A 21,770-nucleotide genomic window follows, 5' to 3' on the forward strand; every position below is an offset into this window, starting at 1 on the left:
CAAACCCGGGTCTGCCACGCATCTGATACCTGTAAGCGATGTCATGAGAGATCCTGTAAGCGATGTTGTGAGTGATGCTGTAACCGATGTCCAGAGAGATCACATACCATCACGCCGTATTTGCCAGAGGGCTTTTCTTCTTGCCCAATTTCCGCCTAGTGACACGGAAACGACACGCTTTTGACCAGCGACACGCTTTGATTTGAACCCATAAGCGCTCATCTTGATATTCCCGGAAGGCCTGCCACCCGATCAGACTCATGGCTTCGCAGGGGGGGGCGGGTCCTGCCGTCGTCTACAGCACGGACGGACTCCATCATTCTGACTAGCCGATTAGTGCCGATGAGGCGAGACATGCGCCTACGAGCAAGGCCTATTTCGTCATGCGGACGCGTGAGGTCCAAGCTTTGCCGTCCCAATACCTGTAAGGGGCAGCACCTTCTGGATCTGGGTAAAAACCAGGTTCGTTGGCCGAGTCCACCGCTAGATCGGAGGCGGGTTTATCGTTTATGATAGGTGCTTCCTTTTCAAGGTCGTCGCTGAGATTGATAATGCTCGTTTGCATAACCGGTGTAGCGTTCAGAGCCAGCTTGGCTGCGGCTTTTTCTTCACGCAATCTCAGGGCCTCTGCTGCTTTTGCCCCTCGTAGTCGCTGCGCTTCAGCGGTTTTTTCGTCGCGAAGTCGTTGCGCCTCAGCCCCTTTTTCTTCTCGGATTCGTAGAGTTTCGGCCGCCTTTGCAGCTACTGCCTGAGCCTTCAGCTGCTCAGCATCTTCTCTGGCCTGGTGAACGTCCGCAATCGCTTCGCGAATCCCAGATATCTGGGAGTTCTCCGCCAAGATCTTCTCAAGGTCTGCGATGGCTCTGGCATAGGCTTTTTCTTCGAGACTGATGTTGGAGCGCAGAGCCAAGGCCTTGAAGCGAAGATTGTCCGAGTATTTCTTACTTGCAGTCAAGGGCTTAAGACATTCCTTGGCTGCCACCAACTGATCTAACTCGAAATGGGCTTGGGACCTCAAAATCGCCAGCAAACCAGTCAATTCTGAGTCCACAGGCAACGAGTCAGTCAGTCTAATGACCTCTGACCAGTTGCCCTGGTCTGAGTAGAGCTCTGCGAGACTTAGCAGGGCCGGGTACGTCGGATTGAGTCCTTCAACGTACTCAATTGCTTCGGGGATTCTCTGCAGGGACTGTAGCGCTTCCACAAGAGCAAGCGTCAATGCAGCGTTAGTCATGGGGAACTGGGCGGTGACCCCGCCGGCTATCTCCAGCTCGAAGGAGAAATGCGGGAGATATTTCGACATAAAGTGGTTGGCTTCAATGGGGGGCTGCCCATGAATGACACTTTGCAGTGCCTGAACACAAGCCTCGTTGTTGCCGGCCTGCAGATGTTGGAGTCCTAACAGAGCCGCGGCTGCCTGCCCATAGACCGGATGTTGTATGACTCTAGGGTCCAGCTCTGCCGCGTGGCGAGTCACAGCGTAGGCGTAGAGTGCCTTTTCCTCTTTGGGAGCGAGCATTCCTGGCCTGGCCGCAGGTGTATAGCGTGGAGCGGACGCAGAGTTCCGTACTGCAGTTGGTCTGGTTGCAGTCTTGCGTGCAGGCGTCCGCTGAGCAGTGGTCCGACGGGTGCTCGACGTCGACGTGCCCATGATTTTGGTTCGGCCGGCATAGGCGCTGACACCCTTGGCGGAGACGCGAACACGCACTCCAGGCATGACCTTGATTGATGCGCTTTTCTTGAACCCCATTATTTGCCTTTCGACAGTGACAGGCTGAGCCTGAACTCGCTTGCTTCTGATTCTTCCTTAAATTCTAGAGTTGTAACCCCAACCAGACGATTGACGGCTTCCTTGACCTCTGCGGGAGTGGCATAGAAAAACTCACGTCGAAGGTTGACTTTGTTGACTCGTTTAGCCTCGAATTCGCGGTGCAACTGTGCTTCCAGAGCTGCAGCGTCTTCGCTGAAGAAGAGGACGTGGACGTCGTAGAGGAATGGAACGCCGGCTCCGCTAAGTTCCCGGATTCGTTCAGTCGGCTCGAGCCTACGAGTCATGCCGATCTTTACGATGCGGTCACCGAAAGCACCCAGATTGGAGATTACATATACGTAGCCTGTGCGCACATTGGCTTGCCGATTTTCAAGGTCGTGGAGCTTGGCGTCGGCATCCGCCACAAATTGTTGCATTGTGGCAATGGCTTCTGGTTCACCGTTCTCTATGGCAATAGCCAAGGCGGCCTGGTATTTGCTGCGTTCCTGCTCAACTTTTTCACGAGCCTTCTGCAGCTCTCTCTCGACCTTTTCTTGTTCGCGGGCCTCCTCCCTCAAAGTTCGCTGGGCCTCACGCTCGTTTGCGACTTTCACATGATAATCAGCGGTGAGCTTGAGTTCGTCCAGTCGCAGCTGGTGATAGTCGTTAGTGATCTCGATGGCCATGCTCTTGCCGAGCTTTTCAATGGAACTCTTGGCGCGCTCCAGTCTGGCGACATTGGCATCTAAAGAATGTGCACGGACTGTTCTAACGCAGTTGTCGGCTTCCGCGTTGTAAGCCCTGAGCATCAACTTGCATTGTTCTCTTACCATTTGGGCTCCCTTGGCAAGGTTTCCGTTGACAGCCCAATTGGTGGCCCCTGTTACCGCACATGCTTTGACTAGTGCTTTTATCGACGTGCGCAGCTGAGTCAGTCGATCCTTGTACTGGAGGGCATCTTCAAGCGGATGTGAAAAATCGTAGATGCCCAGATCCTGCAGGAGGTTAATTTCACGAGTTTCAACAATGCGGGATTCCAAATCAGCCAAAACGGCCTCGCGCTCGCGAATCCGATGCTCTAGGTCTTGAAGCGCCGAGAGCTTGGCCTCATCTGCTTTGACTGGTGCAGCATTTGGCGTTGGCGTGGCAGTGCCCATTTGGTTCGGTGCTGGTGAGCTCGGCTGGTCGTCAATGACGGCGCCGTAGTGGGTGAGGAGGTCTGGCAGGCCCCCGTTCCAGCCTTGGGATACTGAGCGGACCTTCCAGTCGCCGTTCCTACGGTAGATTTCGGCGACCACGGCAACGCGTTCACTGGAAAGGCCTTCGCAAGGGATGCTGAAAAGGGTGCCAAAATCACTCGTGGCAGTCAGGTCAAGGGAGGACAGTGCCCCCAGCTGGGAGTCTTCCGAGTCCAATGCGGCAGCAATGGCGATGGAGTACACATTTTCGGGCAGTCTTCCGAGTGTTATTTCTGCATTGTGTGCCTGCCCTGGGCCTGCATCATTCCGCCCTAGATACTTGGCTGCACCTGCGGCGTAGTCTGGCTGGTTATAGAAGACGATGTCTGCGTTATCTGTTATTCGGCCGTTGGAATCCAGCAGCAGCATGAACAAGTCCAGTTCGTCAGTTGCTGACGGTGCGGTCCAGCGTAGCTCCAGCCGGAGGGCAGCGTGGAGTGGCGATGCAATAACGGCATTTGCCCCTTTGGGCAGAGATACTTGGGGCATGAGTTGACCATACAACGACCGGCCGACAAATCACGTGAGAAACCTAGCGGTGAGTGCCCAGTCTGCGGTGGTCGTCCTACCTAATTGATGCACACCTGCCGCGTTAGTGGCCTAAACGCACCGGCAGAATGCTGCCGAATGCAAATAGCTGGTGCACTAGTGAATCACTGGCTAAATGGACCTGCGGTATATTGCCACTTAAGGGAGTGCCATGGACAGTGATTCAGCCGTAGGTGCCAGTATTCGTGCTGCCCGAAAAGAAGCCGGCCTCCCCTATCAGCCAGACTCGTTAGAGACCGCTTCTTGAACGAGAATAGGGGCTGAAGGCAGGAGGGAAGCTTTACCATGACTACGACCACGAGCACCACCACACCAGCAGGAACCGGTCGGCCCGTACCGGAGGAATCAATCAGTCAGGGCCCGGGCGCGCCGGAGCAGGGCCCCCGGGCCAACCGGTCGGTACGCAGGACCTTTAGCGCCGAGTTCAAACGAGCGATCGTTCGGGAATACGATGCGGCACCGATGGGATCCAAGGGTGCGGTGCTGCGTCGCGAAAGGCTCTATGACTCCCATGTCCAGGAATGGCGGGCCGCGTTCGAAGCGGGCACGCTCGACAAGCCGGCAGCACGTCGGGGCCGGCCGAAGAAAACATCCGAGCAGGTCCAGATCGACCAGCTGACCAAGGAACTGGTCGCGGAGCGGGCCTCGCACGAGAAGACTCGCGACCAGCTGGCTTCTTCGGATGCCGCCTTGGATACCTTGGGAAAAGGAGTCGCGTTCTTGGAAGCTCTCTCGTCGAAGAACGCGTCATCACCGGCATCGGATACCAGTCGTGGCAAGCAGAGACGGTAGCGGAGCTCAGCTCGCATATCGGGGTGGTGAAGGCCTGCAAGCTGGTGGGCCGGTCCCGGGCCACCCATCACCGGCAGGCCAACCCCCAACCGCGGATGCATGGGCCTTGGCCCAAGGCGCAGCACCCGGCGGAGCTCTCGGCGGCGGAGCGTGCCCAGATCCTGACGGTACTCAAACCGGCAGGACTACGCGAACCTTTCACCAACCCAGGTCTACGTCCGTGAGCTGGACGAGGGAAGGTATTGGTGCTCGCAGCGGAGCATGTATCGGGTCTTGGCGGAGGCCAAGATGGGCGGGGAACGGCGCCGGCAGGCCACCCATCCAGCTCGGGCGATTCCCGAGCTGGTCGCCACGGAGCCGAACGACGTGTGGTCGTGGGACATCACCAAAATGCGTGGCCCGGCCAAGGGGATCTGGTACCACGCCTACGTGGTGCTCGATATCTTCTCCCGCTACGTGGTCGGTTGGCGGATCGAACGTATCGAAGACGGTCAGCTTGCCGCTGACCTCGTGCAGGAGATCGTTGCGCAGACCGGGCACCCGCCAGGGTATCTGCACGCGGACGGTGGGGCCGCAATGACCTCCAAGGCCCTGGCCTCGATGCTGGTGGACATGGACATCACCCGGTCGCATTCCAGACCCCACACATCGAATGACAAACCATTTTCGGAGGCCCAATTTAAGACCATGAAGTATGTCTCTGACTACCCGGATCGCTTCGCGTCCGTCAACGAGGCCAGGACCTGGATGGAGGGTTTCATCACCTACTACAACCATGAGCACCGTCACTCCAGGATCGGATACCACACCCCGGCCAGCGTCCATTACGGCACCGCCGCCGTGCGTGAACAACGCCAAGCCACCCTGGACCGGGCACACAACGCGCATCCCGAACGCTTCGCCCGCCGCCCAATCACACCCCCGCTGCCCCTCAAAGCGGCGATCAACGACCCAGCAAAACGCCCCGAACCCTCGGTTCATTAACAACAACCATCATGCCTCATTTGATTTGACACATTCCGGAATGAACTGCTAAAAATTTGCAATCGCGGCAGTTACTTGGATAGCCACTTAGAGAAAATGCCAAGGGTATTTCTCGCTCAGATACAAGCACGCTTTCTGAGAGTCGGTCGGACCGCCGCCACGTACTAACTGTCGGCAGTATCCTGCGCCCCAGCTTCCGCAAAGTGCGCATCAGGCGTTGTGTGTCCCCGATCGCAGAACTTGGTCCGGGAACACCCCTACGGTGGTGAGACCGGGTTTCACGGATAAAAGGGTCGCCGCCACGAGGCGTTCCGCCGGAAAGAACCAACATGCGGCCAGGGACGCCGGTAGCGTGGATCGGCTGGCGCACAGGACCGACGCCTGCTTGGGTGGGAGTGGCAGCGCGCCAGGCTTTCAGGAATGCCACGTTGATAAACGAGGAGGAGTTTTCATGGCTGAGATTGTTGATGTTGTTGTCATCGGGATGGGGCCGGGCGGTGAGACCGCAGCTGGCGAGCTCGCAGAAGCGGGCCTCTCGGTCGTGGGAATCGAAGGACGTCTGGTTGGCGGGGAGTGTCCCTACTACGGCTGCATTCCGAGCAAGATGATGATCCGGGCCGGGAACTCCCTGGCAGAGGGCCGAAGGATTCGCGGCCTCGCCGGGGATGCCGATGTCCGCCCGGACTGGGCTCCCGTGGCAGAGCGGATTCGCTCGGAGGCCACCGACAATTGGGATGACACCGTAGCCGTAGACCGCTTTACCGGCAAAGGCGGACGGTTTGTCCGTGGCCGGGGCAAAATCACCGGGCCGCGGACCGTCACTGCAGGCGGTCAGGAGTTCACCGCCCGCCGCGCCATCGTGATCAATACCGGCACGGAACCGATGATTCCTCCCATCCCGGGCCTGGCCGACGTGCCGTACTGGACAAACCGGGAGGCAATCGCCGCCTCCGAGGTCCCGGAATCCCTGATAGTTATCGGGGGAGGGGCGATCGGGGCGGAACTGGCGCAGGCCTTTGCACGCTTCGGAACCCGGGTCAGCGTCCTGGAAGCCGCGCCGGGCCTGCTGCCCCCGGAAGAGCCCGAGGCCGGCAAGCTCCTCGGGGACGTGCTGCGCGGGGAGGGCGTCGACGTCCACGTCGGGGCGCGGATACAAAGCGTTCATCACTCCGCGGGCACGTTCAGAGTCGACGTCGGAGGATCCACCCTGACCGCCAGCCGGCTCCTGGTGGCCACGGGCCGCACCACCAACCTCGACGCCCTCGCTGTGGCCGCCTTGGGCCTGGATCCGGTCGCTGGGTTCCTGGACCCCGGTGTGCACATGCGAATTGCCGACGGCGTCTACGCCATCGGGGACATCACCGGCAAGGGCGCCTTTACCCACGTGTCCATGTATCAGGCGGCCATCGCCGTCGGGCACATCCTGGGCCAGGACCCGGGCCCGGCGGAATACCATGCGGTTCCGCGGGTGACGTTTACCGATCCCGAGATCGGTTCCGTGGGCATGACCGAGGCCCAGGCCCGCGGGAAAGGCCTGAACGTCCGTGTCGGTCTCACGGACCTGGCCACGTCCGCCCGCGGCTGGCTCCACAAGTCCGGAAACCAGGGATTCAGCAAACTCGTCGAGGACGCCGACCGCGGGGTGTTGGTCGGAGCAACGTCCGCCGGCCCTGCCGGGGGCGAGGTCCTTTCTTCCTTGACACTGGCGGTCCACGCCCGGATTCCGGTCAGCACGCTGCGCCGGATGATCTACGCTTACCCGACGTTCCACCGCGCCATTGACGACGCGCTGGACGGTCTTGAATGAATCAGGCAGGGTGTACCGATGACCAGTGAACCCATTGCCAACTACGCCATGCTCTCGGATTGCCGCTCCGCCGCCCTGGTGAGCGCCTCGGGGTCCGTGGACTGGCTGTGTTTCCCCCGTTTTGACAGCCCCTCAGTGTTCGGACGGATTCTGGGTGAGGACGCGGGTTTCTGGTCGATCCGGCCTGCGGCCCCAGACGCCTCGACCCGGCGGTACCTCGGCCCGACGATGGTGCTTGAAACGGTCCACGCCGCGGTGGGCGGGACGGTGACAGTCACCGATGCCCTGGTGCTGGGAGACGGGAACCGGGGCCACGAACTCGGTGCCGGGGCGCCCGGAACGTTGCTGCGGCAGGTGGCCTGTGTCGACGGAGAAGTCGAGATGGAGGTGACTTTCGCGCCGCGGCCGGAGTACGGACTCGTCCGGCCGCTCCTTGAGGACACGGCCGGCGGAATCCTCGTCCACGGCGGGGCCGACGTGCTGGCTTTCTCCACCCCGGTTGCCTTCGCGCTGGATAATGGTGAAGCGCGGGCGAAGCTGGTTCTCCGTGCCGGAGACGTTCTGGGATTCGCCCTTCACCACGAGAATCCCGGGCCGGTATCGCCGGCGTTCTGGAGCCAGGCAGAGATTGGCCGCCGGATTGAGGACACGATGGAGGGCTGGGGCAGCTGGTCGCAGCTGCATCAGAGCTACGACGGGCCCTGGCAGGATCTGGTCGCTTCCAGCGGCCGGATCCTGCAGGCACTGACGTTCTATCCGACCGGTGCGATCGTCGCAGCCCCGACGACGTCCCTGCCCGAGGTCGCCGGCGGCACCCGGAACTGGGACTACCGGTACACCTGGATCCGGGACGCCAGCATGACCTTGCAGGCGCTGTGGGTGGCCGCGTGTCCGGACGAGGCCGGGAAATTTTTCCAGTTCCTCGCGACGGCGGCCGCCGGCCGGCTGAGCGGCGGCGACGAGCTGCAGATCATGTACGGCATCGGCGGGGAACGGGACCTGTCCGAGCGCGAACTGGCCCACCTTCCGGGCTGGCGCTCAAGCGCCCCGGTGCGGGTGGGCAACGGCGCTTGGGACCAGCGCCAGCTCGACGTCTACGGCGAGATCCTCGACGCAGCCGCCACCCTCCCGGAATATCTCAACGATTTGGAGCCCGGGACGCGGCGGTTCCTTGCCGATGCGGCCGACGCTGCAGCATCGCGCTGGCAGTCCACGGATCAGGGCATCTGGGAGGTCCGCGGCACTCCCCGGCATTACCTGCATTCAAAGCTGATGTGCTGGGTGGCCGTTGACCGGGCCATCAGCCTCGCCGGGGTCCTGAACGCGGAAGAGCGGGTTCCGCACTGGATGCAGACCCGGGCGCAGCTCGCCGACTCGATCCGGACCAACGGCTGGAACGAAACAGCCGGCGCCTATACCCGGGCCTACGGCTCCGAGGACCTGGACGCGTCGGCGCTGATGCTCTCCATCGTGGGGTTCGTGGCCGCCGACGATCCCCGGATGCTTGCCACGATCGACGCCATCGAAGACCGGCTCACGGACAGGCGGGGTCTGGTGTACCGGTACCAGGCCGACGACGGGCTCTCCGGGGAGGAGGGCACGTTCCTGCTGTGCACGTTCTGGCTCGCCCATGCCCTGGCACTGGCCGGACAGACCCGGCGCGCCCGGGCCGTCTTCGAACGGGCCGCGGGGTTCGCCACGGATCTGGGCCTGCTGGCCGAGGAGGTTGCCCCGGACAGCAGCGAGCTGCTCGGAAACTTCCCGCAGGCGTTCAGCCATATCGGCCTCGTCAACGCAGCCTGGGCCATCAGCACGGCAGAGGACGAAGACCGGCTCCCTGCCGCCGGCGGCGGGGAAACCCCGTGACGGGTCCCGTTCCGGGCGGACGGCGCCGGGCGCTGATGCGGCTGGGGATCCTTGTGTTTCTCGTGGCTGCCGCCGCAGCAGCGGTGCTGGTCTTTCCGCTCCCGCCGGTCGGGGAGATCCGCAGCTATTTCGGCAGAACAGGCTGGTGGGGGCCGGCGGCGTTCATCGTCGCCTATGCAGCGCTGACGCTGGCTCCGGTGCCCAAGAACGTCCTCTCCGTTGCAGCGGGGCTGATCTTTGGGCTCGGCGGCGGTGTCGCCGTCGTCTATGCCGGTGCGATGCTCGGTTCCGTGGCTGCCTTCTGGCTGGGCCGCTGGCTGGGCCGGGAGGCGGTGGAGAGATTCACAGGCACGCGGGTGGAGAAAGTCGACCGGCTGCTGCGGCGGCGCGGGCTGGCGGCCATGATCGGTGTCCGCCTGGTGCCCGTTCTGCCGTTTACGGCTATCAATTATGCAGCCGGGCTGACCTCCCTGGGCTGGTGGCAGTACTTCTTTGGGACTGCGATCGGCATCCTTCCCGGCACGGTGAGTTTCGTGGCGCTGGGTGCGTTCGGCCTCAAGCCGGGATGGCAGCTCGACCTCGCGCTCGGCGCCCTCGGAGTGCTGACTTTGGCCGGGCTGGTGGTCGCCGTCCGGCGGCGCCGGACGGGGAAGGGCGCCGATGTTTGATGCCAGGTTGCGGCGGGTCATGGAGCCGGCCCTGGGACGGGCCGCCGCTTGGCTGGACCGGCCGGGGATCACTCCGGACAGGCTGACGGCCCTGAACCTGGTTCTTGGCCTGGCCAGTGCAGCCCTGGCGGCCGGGCAGTGCTGGCTGCCTGCCCTGGCCGCGTGGGTGTTGTGCCGGATCGCCGACGGCCTCGACGGTCCGCTGGCCCGGCTCCGGAACCGCCGCACCGGAAACCAGGACACCGGCAGGGGCGGATTCTGGGACATCTGCACCGACTTCGTCGTCTACGGGGCAACGGTGGTCGGCGTGGGCATCGGCGCAAACGCCGCATTCGCCGCCCCGTGGCTGCCGTTCCTGCTGGTCCTTTTTGCCTACTACATCAACGGCACCGCGTTCCTTGCGTTCTCCTCCATCGCCGAAAAAGCCGGCCGCCAGATCCGGGACGGCCGGTCACTGTCGTTCCTGCCCGGCCTGACCGAGGGTGCGGAGACCGTAGCCGTGCACAGCCTGTGGCTCATCTTCCCCGGTGGTGCGTGGGAAATCGCCGCCGTCTGGGCGCTGCTGGTCACGGCCAGCGCGGTCCAGCGGATCATCGCCGGCTACCGCTCCCTGCGGTGAAGCGCAGCGGTGTCCAGCCAGCGGCGCCGCCCCCAGACCAGGGCCGCCGTGGCCCCCCCCATCAGGGGGGAGGCCAAGCGCTCCCTGACATCAGCAACGGCGGCGTTCCACACGCCGTCCGAATAGGTGGGGTAAGCATGCGTTGTTCCGGCAATATTCGAGGTGGTCATGCCCTTCTGCACAGCCAGGGTCAGCTCGGCCAGGGATTCCCCGGCCCGGGGGCCCACCAGGGTGCCGCCGAGGATTTTCCCCCGACGGTCCACGACCAGCCGGGTGAACCCGCCCGTGTTGCCTTCGGTCACGGCCCGGTCAACGTGGGAGTGCTGGACCGTCCGGACGCGGTGCCCCGAACCGCCGTCGGCCGTGGAAAGCCCGACGGCGGCAACCTCCGGGGACGTGAACGTCACCCGGGGCACCGTGGCGCTGATGCGCCGTTTGAGCCCAAGGACCGCATTGGCGGCGGCCACGGATGCGTGGACCCCGGCCAGATGCGTGAACTGCAGGTTCGCCGTCACGTCCCCCGCGGCCCAGATGAGAGGGTTGGTGGTCCTCATCCGTGTATCCGTGACAATGTGGCCGCCCCCATCCAGCTCCACCCCCACCCGCTCCAGGCCAAGGCCAGCGGTACGGGGCGAGCGCCCTATGGCCATCAGGACTGTGTCGGCCGCCACACTGGCGCCGTTCCCGAGCCGGATCCGGGTTCCTATGTCCGTGCGGGCAGCTTTCTCGATGGCGGTGTGTTCCAGGATGCGGACGCCGTCGGATTCGAGGGCTTGTCGCACCAGTGAGGCTGCGTCGGGGTCTTCCCTGGGAAGGATGCGGGAGCGGACCACCATGGTCACCTGTGATCCCACCCGGGCGAAGGCCTGCCCGAGTTCGCAGGCGATAGGACCGCCTCCCACAATGGTCAGCCGGGCCGGGAGGGTCTCCAGGTCCCACACCGTCTCCGAAGTCACCACTAAGTCCCGATCCAATCCCGCGATGCCGGTGGTGGTCGGCGCGGCACCAGTGGCGACCAGCGCCTGCCGGAAGCGGATGGTCTCGCCGTCGACCTCAGCCACACCGGGTCCGCGGAACGTCAGGGTGCCCTTGATAACCCGCACCCCGGCGGCTTCGAGCGCTGCCGGGGAGTCGACGGGTTCAATGAAGTTGATAGCGGCGAAGATGCGTTCCCGCACTGCCTTGAATTCCGGTGCCTGCCCGGTCAGTGCACGCACTTTTGCCGCGTGTTCGGCGGCTGAGAGGAGCGTCTTGGACGGGACGCATCCGGTCCACAGGCAGTCACCTCCCGTGCGGGCTCGTTCAACCAACACGGTGCGCGCCCCCATCCCGGCCGCCGTCGTGGCGCCGACGATTCCGGCCGTGCCGCCGCCCACCACCAGCAGATCAACGAGTTGGTGCTTGTCTGTCATGATGGACTCCTCTTGAGTGAGCTTGATTGCCGGACACCGCACCGGCCGGTGCGGTCCGCCGCGACCGTGCCGGCGCCGCGGAGCGAAACGGAACGAACCGGAAGGAGCCCGCCTTGGGCGATAAATACACGCGGTTTGCCCCGTTCTATGACCTGCTGTCGGGGGAATACCCTCTCTATCATGCCGGACGGGTGCTCGGCACCGCTGCCCTCGCCCCCACTCAGGGCCAGCAGGTGCTGGACATCGGATGCGGCACGGGGCTGAATTTCGCCCTGCTGCAGGACCGTATCGGTGCCTCCGGCACGATCGTGGGCATCGACCGCAGCGCCCAGATGCTCCGCCAGGCCCGCCGCCGCGCCGAAGCCCGCCACTGGGACAATGTCATCCTGGTCCAGGCGGATATGGTGCTTGAGGACCCCGCCACCCTCCAGAGACGCATCGTGGAGGCAGGGGGAACGGCCCTCTCGGACGCCGCCCTTGCCACGTACTCGCTGTCGCTAATGGGTGATTGGGAACGGGCCTGGGCGACCACGACGTCCCTGCTGGGCCCGGGCGGCCTGGTCGGGGTCGTGGACATGCAGGACCCCTTGGGTTGGGCGCGGTGGCTGACTCCGCTGGCGCGGCTGGCCTGCGCGCTGGGTGGCTCCGACATCCATGCCGCACCCTGGCGGGCCGTCGAGGAACAGTGCACCGAGGTCGTCCGGGCCTCGGCCCGGGCGGGCCACCTCCAGATCCGGGCCGGGAAAACGGTGCCGAGCCGGACAGGGTGAACCGCCACCGCGCAAGCCCTCGGGCGGGGATGCGATCGCGATAAAGGACAAGGCCGGCGGCAGTGGCTTGTTGTGTACTCCAGATTACGGAAGAGGGGCCTTGACCGGTCATACGTTGAAGGGGTCAGCACAACCACCTCCACGAAAGGCCGCCGCCATGGCTTCCGCACTAGCTCTTACACACTCTTCCATTTCCTCCGGCCTGGGCAAGCGGGTTCTCGCCGGGGTCTCCGGCGGCCTTGCCGGCGGCATCGTTTTCGGCATGCTGATGGCGATGATGGGCATGCTGCCAATGATCGCCTCCATGGTCGGCTCCTCGTCGGCCGTGGTCGGATTCGGCGTCCACCTAATGATTTCTGTGTTGATCGGGCTGGGCCTGACCGTACTGTTCGGCAACCGGCCCCTGACCGGTTATCGCCGCAGCGCGCTCGTCGGACTTGCCTACGGAGCCATCTGGTGGGTCCTGGGTCCGCTGATGATCATGCCAGCCATGTTGGGCATGCCGCTTTTCGCCGTCAGCCTGACCGCTGTGCTGAGCCTGATGGGGCACATGATCTTTGGGGCTATTCTGGGGTTGGTGGCCGTACGGGTCATTGCGGGCCGGCCATGAGGGATGAATGCAAAAGTGAGCTGGCCGCCGTCGTCCCCGGCGACCTGAGGCCGTGGACCCCGAGCCTACGAGAGGCAGAACCGTTGGTGAGTGGACCGCTTGATCCGTTCAGCTGCTTGACCGAAGTCGAGCTGTTCGCCGACCTGAGCGCCCAGGAAATCGCGGCCATGGACCTCATGGCCCCGGCCCGGCTGTTCCGCCGCGGGGAACTGCTCTTCAGCCAGTCCCAGCCGGTCACGGCCCTGTTCATCCTCAAGAGCGGCCGGGTCCGGGTCTTCAGGGTCGCCGAGGACGGCAAGGCCCTGACCATGGCCATCCTGGAACCCGGTGCCGTGTTTGGGGGAAATGATGCTCGTCGGCCAGCGCATGTATGACAACTACGCCGAGGCCATCGAGGATGCCACGATCTGCCAACTCAGCGTGGACGAGGTCGAACGGTTCCTGCTTTCGGATCCGCGCATCGCCATCCGCATCTCCCGCCTGCTCGGCGAGCAGGTCGCCCGGCTTGAGGAACGCCTCACCGACCTGGCCCTGAAACCGCTTTCCGCCCAGGTTGCCTCAACACTGTTGAAACTCTCGGAGAACATCACACCGCACCGTTTCAGCCAGGGACGCACCATCCACCTCACCCACGAACAACTCGCCGGGCTGCTGGGCGCCTCCCGGGAGGCCACCAGCAAGGTCATGGGCGAGCTCACCGGCAAAAATGCCGTCCGGCAGGGCCGCGGACGCATTATCGTCACGGACCGGGACATCCTTCATAAACTGGCCCGGAGCTCCTCATGATAACGGCCACGTTTCACGGCCAGGTGATCGCCCGCGCGGAGCAGACGGTCTTTCTGGAGGGAAACCACTACTTTCCGCCCAACTCCGTCGAACCCGCTGTCTCGGCGAAGAGTTGGCTGCGCACCCTGTGCTTTTGGAAGGGCATCGCCCGCTACCACCATGTCCACGCCGGTGGTTTCCGCGCTTCCAACGCCGCCTGGTCCTACCCTCTGCCGTCCCCGCTTGCCTGGACGATCAAGGGCCACGTCGCTTTCGACCCCGCCAGTGGCATCGTCATTCGCGACGAGAAACACTGAGCCGTCACTCTCTCGCCATCCTGCTTGCCCCCCCCACATTACGAAAGACCGGAGATCACTCCCATGCCACGCATTCCCACTCACACCGTTGCCACCGCACCCGAAGCCTCACAAGAGACAGCAAGGAAACTCGAGCGGAAAATGGGCAAGCTGCTGAACATCCATGCCGGAATGGCACACTCTCCGGCCGTGATCGCCTCCTACACGGGGATGAACGCAGCCATCGCCGCACATGGCACCTTCAACGCCCGCACCCGGGAGGCCATCGCCCTGGCCGTGGGCAACCAGAACGGCTGCGACTACTGCCAGGCCGCGCACACCCTCTCGGCCCGACGGGCGGGCCTTGAGGAGCAGCAGATCCTTGACATCCGCGCCGGGGAAGTGGACTTCGACGACAAGATCGACACCATCACCGCCGTCGCCCGCGAGGCCGCGGCCAACACCGGACACGTCCAGGAAGCCACCTGGCAGGCTGCCCTGGCCGCCGTCTGGAGTGCCGATGAACTCGCAGAGACTTTTGCCCACATTGCCGCGAACCTGTTCACCAACTACTTCAACCACTACGCCGGCACCGAGCTGGATCTCCCGGCGGCACCGGAACTGCACGCCTAAAAGGGAACCGGACCACCATCCGCCTCCAGCCCGCATCCGCAGCATGACTAAGAGGACCACCATGAAGATCGCCGCCCTCCTCCGAGGCATCGAAATGACCACCAGGCCGATCCAGCCCGAAAGCAGGAATGCACTGGAGCGGCGCTGGGCGCAGCTGCCTGATCACGTCAAAACCCCCGGCCAGCTGCTGGGGCGGGCCGCCGTCGGATGCGAAGGCACGCACGGAGTCTTCCCCAAATGCAACCTCACCTGCTCACCCTGCTACCACTCGGCCGACGCGAACAAAGTCAGGATTGACGGCGGTCACACCGTCAAAGGCGTCACCGAACAGATGGAGTACCTCCGCAGCGTCCGTGGCCCCCGCGCCCATGCCCAGTTGATCGGCGGGGAAGTCAGCCTGCTCCCCGCCGGGGACCACGCCGCGGCGCTGTTGGCCATGCGTGCCAACGGCCGGGAACCGATGTCCATGACCCACGGAGACTTTGACTACCAATACCTGCTCGACGTCGTGCTGGGCCCGGGCGGCACGCCACGCTTTGACAGGGTCTCCTTCGCCGCCCACTTTGATTCGCTGATGCGCGGACGACGCGGCGCCGTGCGCCCCCACAGCGAAGCCGAGCTCAACCCGTTCAGGGCACGGTTCGCTGAAATGTTCACCACCCTTAAACACGATCACGGCGTCCGTTCCTACCTCGCCCACAACATGACCGTCACACCGGCCAACCTCGACCAAGTCACCGAGGTGGCCCGGGCCGTGTTGGAGATGCCGTATGACATGCTCTCGTTCCAACCGGCAGCCTACATCGGGGATGACCGCAGGTGGTCCGAAGGATTCGAGGCCGTCTCCATCGATGCGGTGTGGTCCCGGATCGAGGCAGGGGCCGGGCATGCCATCCCGTGGCAGGGCACCCAGTTTGGGGACCCGCGCTGCAACAGGACCGCCGTCACCGTCACCGCCGGGACCCGCAGCGCCGCCCTGCTGGACCCGGATGACCCCAGGGACCTTGCGGCCCGCGATAGGGTCCTGGCGCACTTTGGTGGCATGATTTTTGGCGGCACCCCCGCCTGGATTGTGGGCGCGAAAATCCTGCGGGCGCTCCTGTCCTACCCGGGCGACGTTCCCCACCTCGTCTCCTTCGCCGTGCGCCTGATGCGCCGGGCGGGCGGGCTGCGGGCCGTAGCGTCCGCGGCCTTCAAACGCCGCCTGTCCTTCAGGACGTTCGTGGTGCACAACTTCATGGATGCCGCCGACGTCGCCCCGGCCTGGGCAATGATGGAGCAAGGCGTGGCCAGCGATGACCCGAAAATCAAGGAAACCCAAGAACGCCTCGGCGCCTGCATGTACACCATGAGCCACGCGGAGACCGGGGTGCTGGTGCCCGCCTGTGTCCAGCATTCGGTCCTGGATGCCGGCGAAAACGTCGAATTGCGCAAAATGCTCCCCATCAGGCCCGTCACACGCCCTCCGGCGAACGGGGATCCGGCCTCGACCGTTCCTGCCTCCACGGATTCGACCACCGGCCCGGCCGGCGCGCGGACAAGGAAAGGCTGATATGCGAAGGTTCGGCATCCGCCGCATCCGGTTCGGCACGTTCATCGCAGGCGCTGCCGCTGCCTTGCTTGTCCTTAGCGCCTGCAGCGCCCCGGCCCCGGCGCAGCAGAGTTTTGCCAGCTGGGACCAGGTCGTCGTGGATGCGAAGGGCCAGACGGTGCGGTTGTGGATGTATGGCGGTGACGAACAGGGCAACGCCTATGTGGACAAGGACTTGATCCCGGCCGCGGCCACGCTGGGGGTCACGCTCCAGCGCGTTCCCGTCGCCGATACCAGGGACGCCCTGAACCGTGTCCTGACCGAGATCCAGGCCGGCACCCGGGATGGCACCGTCGACTTGGTTTGGGTCAACGGGGACAACTTCGGCACCGGAAAGCAGGCCGGCGCCTGGTCATGCGGCTGGACGTCGCAGCTGCCGAACATGTTGCTGACCAACTCCTCCGATCCCCTGTTGGGCAACGACTTCGGAACCCCGGTCCAGGGCTGCGAGGCACCGTGGAGCAAAGCGCAGTTCACCATCGCCTACAACTCCGCTACCGTCACCGACCCGCCACATACCCTGGCCGGGCTGCTGGACTGGGCACAACAACACCCCGGCCGCTTCACCTACCCCGCGCCCCCGGATTTCACCGGATCCGTCTTTATCCGGGAAGGACTCGACAGCGTCTCCGGCGGTGACAAAAATGTGCCGCTGCGCTTTGACCAGAAAGCCTTCGACCGGCTCACCCCCGCCCTGTACAGCAGGCTCAAGGAACTGGCCCCTTCACTCTGGCGCCAGGGTAAGACATACCCCAAGACCTCCGCTGAACTCAATACCCTCTATGCGGGTGGGCAGGTGGACTTCACCATGACCTACGGACCGGCCGAACTGACCAAACTCGTCGCCGACGGCACCTATCCTGCCGCCACGAAAGTCCTCACCCTGAACGAGGGCACGGTGGGGAACGCCAGTTTTCTTGCCATCCCGTCAACCTCCGGGCACAAGGCAGCGGCTATGACAGTCGCTAACCTGGCGCTGTCACCGGAACAACAGGCCGCCAAAGCAGACCCGCGGGTCTGGGGCCAGTACACCGTTCTGGACACTGCCCGGTTGGACCCTGCCCAGCGAGCCCTATTCGAGCAGCTGCCGCAGTCCGCCGTCGTGCCGTCCTACGATGTGCTTTCCCGAAATGCCAACCCGGAACTTTCTGCCGCTTGGGTGCCGGCGCTCGACGACGCGTGGCGGCGACTGGTTCTGGCGGGCCGGTGACGACGGACATGGCCCCACCGGCGCCCGTAGGCGGTCGTTCCTGGCTTCCCGGGACGCTGATGGCAGCCCCCGCCATCCTCATTACCGCTTTCGTGGTCATCGGGGGAATGGCCACGGCCCTCGCCCAGAGCCTGGGCCTGTTCCCCCTGGTGGGCCCGCCGTCCCTGACGGTGGCGGCGTATGCCGCCCAGGCCAGCGACCTGCCGGTGGGGATCGGCCTTTCCCTGGCGATAGCTGCGGCATCGACAGTGGTGGCCTGCCTCGTGGGGTTCACCGCAGCGCTTGTCATTGTCCAGGGCAGGTGGTGTGGCAAGCTCGTCGCCGCCCTGGGCACTCTGACCGTTCCCGTGCCGCACATCGTCGGCGCTGCCTCCGTCTCCTTGCTGCTGGCCGACTCGGGGCTGCTCGCCCGCCTGTTCAATGCCGGCGGGTCATGGCCGGAACTGGTCGGCGGTCCGTGGTGGATCGGCGTTGTCGCAGAATACGGATGGAAGGAATCAGCCTTCGTGGCCTTGGTGGTCACCGGAACCCTCGCCACCCGGGCGGTCAGCTACGACGAAACAGCAGCACTGTTGGGCGCCGGGAGGCTCAGCCGGCTCCGGCACGTCCTGCTTCCCCTCAGCCTGCCCACCTTGACCGTCTCCGCCACGATCATCTTTGTCTACAGCCTTGGCTCCTACGAAGTCGCATGGCTGCTGGGACGGGCGTATCCGGAACCCCTGCCCGTCATGGCGCTGCGCCTGTTCAATGCCGCAACACTCACCGCCAGGCCTGAAGCGGCAGCAGTGGCCATCGTGACCACCCTGCTGTCCTTTGGCGCCGTGGCCGCCGCCCTGGCCTACCTGCGCAGGAGCACACTGTGGCGCTGACCCTCCCACCCGATTCCCGTACGCCACTCTCCTGGCCCGTCCGGCCCGGAAACGGGCTGAGGGCCTCCCATGGCATCGCCCGCACCCTCAGGGTCCTGTTGGCCCTGGCTCTGGCGCTTTGGCTCGTCCTGCCGCTCGTGCCCCTGGCCTTGTGGGCCTTTGCCGACCGCTGGTCCTTTCCGGCAGTGCTGCCCCAGGCCTGGGGCTGGGGCGGGGTGCGTGCCGCCCTCGCGCAGGGTGCCGTGCCGGCCTTCGGCCGCTCCCTGCTCCTGGGGCTGCTGGTCAGCGCAGTCGCCACGCCCCTTGGTGTTCTTGCCGCACGCGCCCTGGCCTACCGCCGGGTCCCCCTCGCCCCGGCCGTGAACGTCCTGCTGTTCGCCCCGCTCGCCCTGCCGGCATTCGTCGCGGCACTGGGACTGAACGTGCTGCTGTTGCGCGTGCAGGTTCCCCCCTTTGCCGGCGTCGTTCTTCTGCTGACGGTGTACGCCCTGCCGTACACGAGCTACACCATGCGTGTCGCCTACGGCGCCCACGACCTCGCCGTCGAGGAGGAGGCCCGCCTCCTTGGCGCCTCTGCATGGCAGGTCATGTGGCGGGTTCAGCTGCCGTTGCTGGCCCCTGCCCTGGCCCGGGCAGCCTTCCTGGCATTCCTGGTCGGCTGGAGCGACTATGTCATCACCGTCCTCGTCGGTGGCGGCACGATCGTCACCGTCCCCCTCCTGGTGGCTGCCGCGGCCGCTGGCACCGGCAACGACGCCACCGTCGCACTGCTCTCCGCCGCGGCACTGCTGCCGCCGCTTGTCCTGCTGCTGGTCCTTGGACTCTTCGGGCGCCGGCCAAGAAGTCATCAAACGAATGGAGACGTGAAATGATCCCAGCGGTCAGGGTGGAGGGACTATCAAAATCATTCCCGGGAACGGGCGCACCCGTCTTGGACGACGTCAACCTTACCGTGGAGGCGCGCTCGTGCACCGCGCTGCTGGGTCCCTCTGGTGCCGGGAAGAGCACCCTGCTGCGCGCCATCTCCGGCCTCGAGCGGCCCGACGCCGGTCGTGTCCTGGTCGGCGGCCAAGACATGGCCGGGGTCGGGCCCGAGCACCGCGGCATGGCCATGGTCCAGCAGCGTCCGCTGCTCTTCCCACACCTGAATGTCCTGGACAATGTTGCTTTCGCCGGCACCGTCCGCGGAGTCGCCAAGAGGGCGGCACGGGCCGATGCTGCCGGCTTCCTCGAACTCGTGCAGCTGGCAGGGTTTGGCCCACGCCCGGTCGCGGCGCTCTCCGGCGGCCAGGCACAGCGGGTCGCCATCGCCCGGGCCCTGGCAGCCAGACCGGCAGTGCTGCTGCTGGACGAGCCGTTCAGCGCCCTGGATCCGGAACTGCGCTCTGTCATGCATGATCTGCTGGCGCAGCTGCGGCGCAGCGTGAACCCCACAGTCCTGATGGTCACCCATGACCGCAGTGAGGCAGCCGCCGTGGCCGAGAAGATTGCCCTGTTCAGTGGCGGCCGGATGCTCCAGCATGACAGCGTTGAACGGATGTACTCACGCCCGGTCTCCCTGGAAGCCAGCCGGCTGATGGGCGGTGCCAACGAGATCCCGGGCACCGTGCGCAACGGATGCCACCACTCGGCGCTGGGCGCGCTGCGGCTGCCCGGTGACACGACCTGGCCGCCCGGCCCAGGGATTCTGCTCGTGCGCCAGGAGAGCATCGAAGTCGGCCCGGGTAACGGCCCCGGGCTCCATGCAACGGTTTCCGGGCTGCGGGTCCTGGGTCCGCGGCGGCTGGTCAGCGTGGATGCGGCCGGGGTTCTGTTGCGTGCCGAAATTCCGTGGGGCCGTGCGCTTGCCGCCGGCGACACGGTCACACTGAGCATCCCGACGTCGGCGTTGGCCGTCGTGGACGATCCGGACACTGCCCACACGTTCCCAGGTGCCGAAAAAAGACCCCAGATCACAGTGCAGGGCCTGGCTACCCTGGCCAGCATCGACAACTGACCCGTCCGGAACCCCGCCGCCGGGCCAAAGATCCTCGGGACGTCCCCTCGGGGCGCCGGAGTGTTCGACCAGTCGGAATTCAGCGCATTGCCCACAGCCCGCCGGCCCGACCGGAGCCCGGCTGAGAATGAGGGCCTGGTCCCGGGCCTCGAGCCTGTTATGTGTTCCGCCGGCGGCGCCGTGCACAATGCGTTCCGTGTGTCGTTCGGAATACAGCTCTTTCGGAATCCAGCCGACCAGGTGGGCATTGGGCTGCGACCGGATTTAGAGGTAGCTGCAGATGCGTCCGGGATCGCAGCTTGCCGGGTCCCCTGCTACGGCAGTCTCACGGACCGCGGCGACGGTTGCCCGGAGCCTGAACCTGTCCGCCGTCGACGTCAAGACCGGACCCCGTGGCGAAATCCCGGTCAACCCGCAGCTGAACAGCACCAACAAACGGATTTGGGCAGCCGGAGACGTGACCGGACACCACGAATTCGTCTACGTCGCCGCCGCCCACGGCACCCTCGCCGTTGAGAACGCGTTCAACCATGCAGGCCGCGACGTCGACTACCGGCACCTGCCCCGGGTTACCTTCACCAGCCCCGCCCTGGCCGCCGTCGGCATGACCGACCGCCAAGCCAACGAAGCCGGCATTCGGTGCGAGTGCCGGGTCCTGCCTCTGGAGTACGTACCCCGCGCATTGGTGAACAGGGATACCCGCGGGTTCATCAATATCGTCGCCAACGCCGACACCCGGCGCATCCTCGGCATCACCGCCGTCGCCCAGGACGCCGGGGAACAGGCCGCCGCCGGCGTCTACATCCTGGCAGCCGGCATGACCGTGGACCAGCTCGCCGGGCTGTGGAGCCCCTATCTGACCATGGCCGAAGGCCTCAAGATCGCAGCGCAGTCATACACCACAGATATCTCCAAGCTCGGCAAGGATCGCCACTTCGTGGAACAGCCCGTCGAGGACGTGGCTGTACTTTAGAACGGGGTCCTTCATGATGCCTCGCAAGGCCTCCGACCTGAGCTGGTAGGCCTTTGTATTGTCGCCGTGCTTGCGAACTAGACGCACCACCGATAGGGGGCGTCCGCGTTGACTAGGCCAGCGAGGATGTTTCTGTCGTGAGTCGCTACTACGACCTGTATGTCCTTGGCGCTGGCAATCCTCCCCAGCTCCTGGCCCAGTGCGAAGGCCTGAGGGGGTGAAGGAATGCCTCCGGTTCATCGACAATCAGACCCGGATCCGCGAGTAGTGGCTTTTTGAGGCCGGAATTCTGGCGGGGGCGTGAATTTCGGCAACTTTTGGGTCCGGGCATGACAAAAGCCCGGTTGTCGTGTCGGGTGGGCGGAGGCTCCA

At 64.7% G+C, this 21,770-nt stretch carries 20 protein-coding genes and 1 pseudogene; 18 read left to right on the top strand and 3 right to left on the bottom strand.

Annotated elements, in window-relative coordinates; all coding sequences use genetic code 11:
• Positions 1-373: 373 nt before the first annotated feature.
• Positions 374-1,750, bottom strand: a complete 1,377-nt coding sequence (locus QMG52_RS19790) for a DUF2510 domain-containing protein (RefSeq protein ID WP_283562134.1) — start codon at positions 1,748-1,750, stop codon at positions 374-376.
• A complete protein-coding gene (locus tag QMG52_RS19795) occupies positions 1,750-3,477 on the bottom strand; it encodes an SNIPE associated domain-containing protein (RefSeq protein WP_283562135.1) in 1,728 nt (575 codons plus the stop codon). The genes QMG52_RS19790 and QMG52_RS19795 overlap by 1 nt, the downstream gene beginning before the upstream one ends.
• A gap of 345 nt (positions 3,478-3,822) precedes the next feature.
• Here QMG52_RS19795 and QMG52_RS19800 point away from each other — a divergent pair, with 345 nt between their 5' ends.
• The 6 genes from QMG52_RS19800 (at position 3,823) to QMG52_RS19825 (ending at position 10,273) form a co-directional block, all read left to right on the top strand.
• Positions 3,823-4,329 carry a transposase gene (locus QMG52_RS19800; RefSeq protein WP_283562136.1) on the top strand — a complete coding sequence of 169 codons (507 nt, stop codon included), beginning with the start codon at positions 3,823-3,825 and terminating at the stop codon, positions 4,327-4,329.
• Between the two features lie 261 nt (positions 4,330-4,590).
• Positions 4,591-5,313 (top strand): DDE-type integrase/transposase/recombinase, encoded by a 723-nt coding sequence (locus QMG52_RS19805; RefSeq protein ID WP_283562137.1) that lies wholly within the window; start codon positions 4,591-4,593, stop codon positions 5,311-5,313.
• Positions 5,314-5,764: 451 nt separating this feature from the next.
• Positions 5,765-7,120, top strand: coding sequence for a dihydrolipoyl dehydrogenase family protein (locus QMG52_RS19810; RefSeq protein ID WP_283562138.1), 1,356 nt, complete (start codon positions 5,765-5,767; stop codon positions 7,118-7,120).
• An 18-nt stretch (positions 7,121-7,138) separates the two neighbouring features.
• Positions 7,139-8,986 (top strand): glycoside hydrolase family 15 protein, encoded by a 1,848-nt coding sequence (locus QMG52_RS19815; protein ID WP_283562139.1) that lies wholly within the window; start codon positions 7,139-7,141, stop codon positions 8,984-8,986.
• Positions 8,983-9,654 (top strand): TVP38/TMEM64 family protein, encoded by a 672-nt coding sequence (locus tag QMG52_RS19820; protein WP_283562140.1) that lies wholly within the window; start codon positions 8,983-8,985, stop codon positions 9,652-9,654. Before QMG52_RS19815 ends, QMG52_RS19820 begins: the two co-directional genes overlap by 4 nt.
• Complete coding sequence (locus tag QMG52_RS19825) at positions 9,647-10,273, top strand: CDP-alcohol phosphatidyltransferase family protein (RefSeq protein WP_283562141.1); 627 nt, start codon at positions 9,647-9,649, stop codon at positions 10,271-10,273. Before QMG52_RS19820 ends, QMG52_RS19825 begins: the two co-directional genes overlap by 8 nt.
• On the opposite strand, the gene QMG52_RS19830 is transcribed toward QMG52_RS19825, so the two are convergent.
• On the bottom strand, positions 10,255-11,685 hold the full coding sequence (locus QMG52_RS19830; RefSeq protein ID WP_283562142.1) for a dihydrolipoyl dehydrogenase family protein: 1,431 nt from the start codon (positions 11,683-11,685) through the stop codon (positions 10,255-10,257). The genes QMG52_RS19825 and QMG52_RS19830 overlap by 19 nt on opposite strands.
• Before the next feature lie 113 nt (positions 11,686-11,798).
• Between QMG52_RS19830 and QMG52_RS19835 the strand changes: the two genes are divergently transcribed.
• The 12 genes and pseudogenes from QMG52_RS19835 to QMG52_RS19890 all read left to right on the top strand — a co-directional run.
• The gene (locus QMG52_RS19835) at positions 11,799-12,455 is read left to right on the top strand and encodes a class I SAM-dependent methyltransferase (protein ID WP_283562143.1); all 657 of its coding nucleotides are present in this window, start codon (positions 11,799-11,801) and stop codon (positions 12,453-12,455) included.
• Between the two features lie 157 nt (positions 12,456-12,612).
• The gene (locus tag QMG52_RS19840) at positions 12,613-13,065 is read left to right on the top strand and encodes a hypothetical protein (RefSeq protein WP_283562144.1); all 453 of its coding nucleotides are present in this window, start codon (positions 12,613-12,615) and stop codon (positions 13,063-13,065) included.
• 86 nt (positions 13,066-13,151) lie between these two features.
• Positions 13,152-13,439 carry a Crp/Fnr family transcriptional regulator gene (locus QMG52_RS19845; protein ID WP_283562145.1) on the top strand — a complete coding sequence of 96 codons (288 nt, stop codon included), beginning with the start codon at positions 13,152-13,154 and terminating at the stop codon, positions 13,437-13,439.
• A complete protein-coding gene (locus QMG52_RS19850; RefSeq protein ID WP_283562146.1) occupies positions 13,411-13,851 on the top strand; it encodes a Crp/Fnr family transcriptional regulator in 441 nt (146 codons plus the stop codon). Before QMG52_RS19845 ends, QMG52_RS19850 begins: the two co-directional genes overlap by 29 nt.
• Positions 13,848-14,147 (top strand): DUF427 domain-containing protein, encoded by a 300-nt coding sequence (locus tag QMG52_RS19855; RefSeq protein ID WP_283562147.1) that lies wholly within the window; start codon positions 13,848-13,850, stop codon positions 14,145-14,147. Before QMG52_RS19850 ends, QMG52_RS19855 begins: the two co-directional genes overlap by 4 nt.
• A gap of 63 nt (positions 14,148-14,210) precedes the next feature.
• Positions 14,211-14,759 (top strand): carboxymuconolactone decarboxylase family protein, encoded by a 549-nt coding sequence (locus QMG52_RS19860; RefSeq protein ID WP_283562148.1) that lies wholly within the window; start codon positions 14,211-14,213, stop codon positions 14,757-14,759.
• Positions 14,760-14,820: 61 nt separating this feature from the next.
• Entirely contained in the window at positions 14,821-16,311 is a 1,491-nt protein-coding gene (locus QMG52_RS19865; RefSeq protein ID WP_283562149.1) for a hypothetical protein, read from the top strand.
• Position 16,312: 1 nt separating this feature from the next.
• Positions 16,313-17,560 (top strand): ABC transporter substrate-binding protein, encoded by a 1,248-nt coding sequence (locus QMG52_RS19870; protein ID WP_283562150.1) that lies wholly within the window; start codon positions 16,313-16,315, stop codon positions 17,558-17,560.
• An 8-nt stretch (positions 17,561-17,568) separates the two neighbouring features.
• Positions 17,569-18,429 (top strand): ABC transporter permease, encoded by an 861-nt coding sequence (locus tag QMG52_RS19875; RefSeq protein ID WP_283562151.1) that lies wholly within the window; start codon positions 17,569-17,571, stop codon positions 18,427-18,429.
• On the top strand, positions 18,420-19,301 hold the full coding sequence (locus tag QMG52_RS19880) for an ABC transporter permease (RefSeq protein ID WP_283562152.1): 882 nt from the start codon (positions 18,420-18,422) through the stop codon (positions 19,299-19,301). The genes QMG52_RS19875 and QMG52_RS19880 overlap by 10 nt, the downstream gene beginning before the upstream one ends.
• Positions 19,298-20,425 (top strand): ABC transporter ATP-binding protein, encoded by a 1,128-nt coding sequence (locus QMG52_RS19885; RefSeq protein WP_283562153.1) that lies wholly within the window; start codon positions 19,298-19,300, stop codon positions 20,423-20,425. Before QMG52_RS19880 ends, QMG52_RS19885 begins: the two co-directional genes overlap by 4 nt.
• A 343-nt stretch (positions 20,426-20,768) precedes the next feature.
• A pseudogene (locus QMG52_RS19890) lies at positions 20,769-21,398 on the top strand (oxidoreductase dimerization domain-containing protein); the annotation flags it as partial.
• Positions 21,399-21,770: the final 372 nt, after the last annotated feature.

The organism is Paenarthrobacter sp. PH39-S1 (assembly GCF_030063245.1).
Taxonomy (GTDB): Bacteria; Actinomycetota; Actinomycetes; order Actinomycetales; family Micrococcaceae; genus Arthrobacter_M.

What these genes read in the sequence shown, in the direction of transcription:
- QMG52_RS19810 (WP_283562138.1), top strand. Translation starts at nt 5,765, where the DNA reads ATGGCTGAGATTGTTGATGTTGTTGTCATCGGGATGGGGCCGGGCGGT.
- QMG52_RS19860 (WP_283562148.1), top strand. Translation starts at nt 14,211, where the DNA reads ATGCCACGCATTCCCACTCACACCGTTGCCACCGCACCCGAAGCCTCA.
- QMG52_RS19855 (WP_283562147.1), top strand. Translation starts at nt 13,848, where the DNA reads ATGATAACGGCCACGTTTCACGGCCAGGTGATCGCCCGCGCGGAGCAG.
- QMG52_RS19875 (WP_283562151.1), top strand. Translation starts at nt 17,569, where the DNA reads ATGGCCCCACCGGCGCCCGTAGGCGGTCGTTCCTGGCTTCCCGGGACG.
- QMG52_RS19800 (WP_283562136.1), top strand. Translation starts at nt 3,823, where the DNA reads ATGACTACGACCACGAGCACCACCACACCAGCAGGAACCGGTCGGCCC.
- QMG52_RS19825 (WP_283562141.1), top strand. Translation starts at nt 9,647, where the DNA reads ATGTTTGATGCCAGGTTGCGGCGGGTCATGGAGCCGGCCCTGGGACGG.
- QMG52_RS19795 (WP_283562135.1), bottom strand. Translation starts at nt 3,477, where the DNA reads ATGCCCCAAGTATCTCTGCCCAAAGGGGCAAATGCCGTTATTGCATCG.
- QMG52_RS19885 (WP_283562153.1), top strand. Translation starts at nt 19,298, where the DNA reads ATGATCCCAGCGGTCAGGGTGGAGGGACTATCAAAATCATTCCCGGGA.
- QMG52_RS19830 (WP_283562142.1), bottom strand. Translation starts at nt 11,685, where the DNA reads ATGACAGACAAGCACCAACTCGTTGATCTGCTGGTGGTGGGCGGCGGC.
- QMG52_RS19815 (WP_283562139.1), top strand. Translation starts at nt 7,139, where the DNA reads ATGACCAGTGAACCCATTGCCAACTACGCCATGCTCTCGGATTGCCGC.
- QMG52_RS19865 (WP_283562149.1), top strand. Translation starts at nt 14,821, where the DNA reads ATGAAGATCGCCGCCCTCCTCCGAGGCATCGAAATGACCACCAGGCCG.
- QMG52_RS19870 (WP_283562150.1), top strand. Translation starts at nt 16,313, where the DNA reads ATGCGAAGGTTCGGCATCCGCCGCATCCGGTTCGGCACGTTCATCGCA.
- QMG52_RS19840 (WP_283562144.1), top strand. Translation starts at nt 12,613, where the DNA reads ATGGCTTCCGCACTAGCTCTTACACACTCTTCCATTTCCTCCGGCCTG.
- QMG52_RS19790 (WP_283562134.1), bottom strand. Translation starts at nt 1,750, where the DNA reads ATGGGGTTCAAGAAAAGCGCATCAATCAAGGTCATGCCTGGAGTGCGT.
- QMG52_RS19805 (WP_283562137.1), top strand. Translation starts at nt 4,591, where the DNA reads ATGTATCGGGTCTTGGCGGAGGCCAAGATGGGCGGGGAACGGCGCCGG.
- QMG52_RS19850 (WP_283562146.1), top strand. Translation starts at nt 13,411, where the DNA reads ATGATGCTCGTCGGCCAGCGCATGTATGACAACTACGCCGAGGCCATC.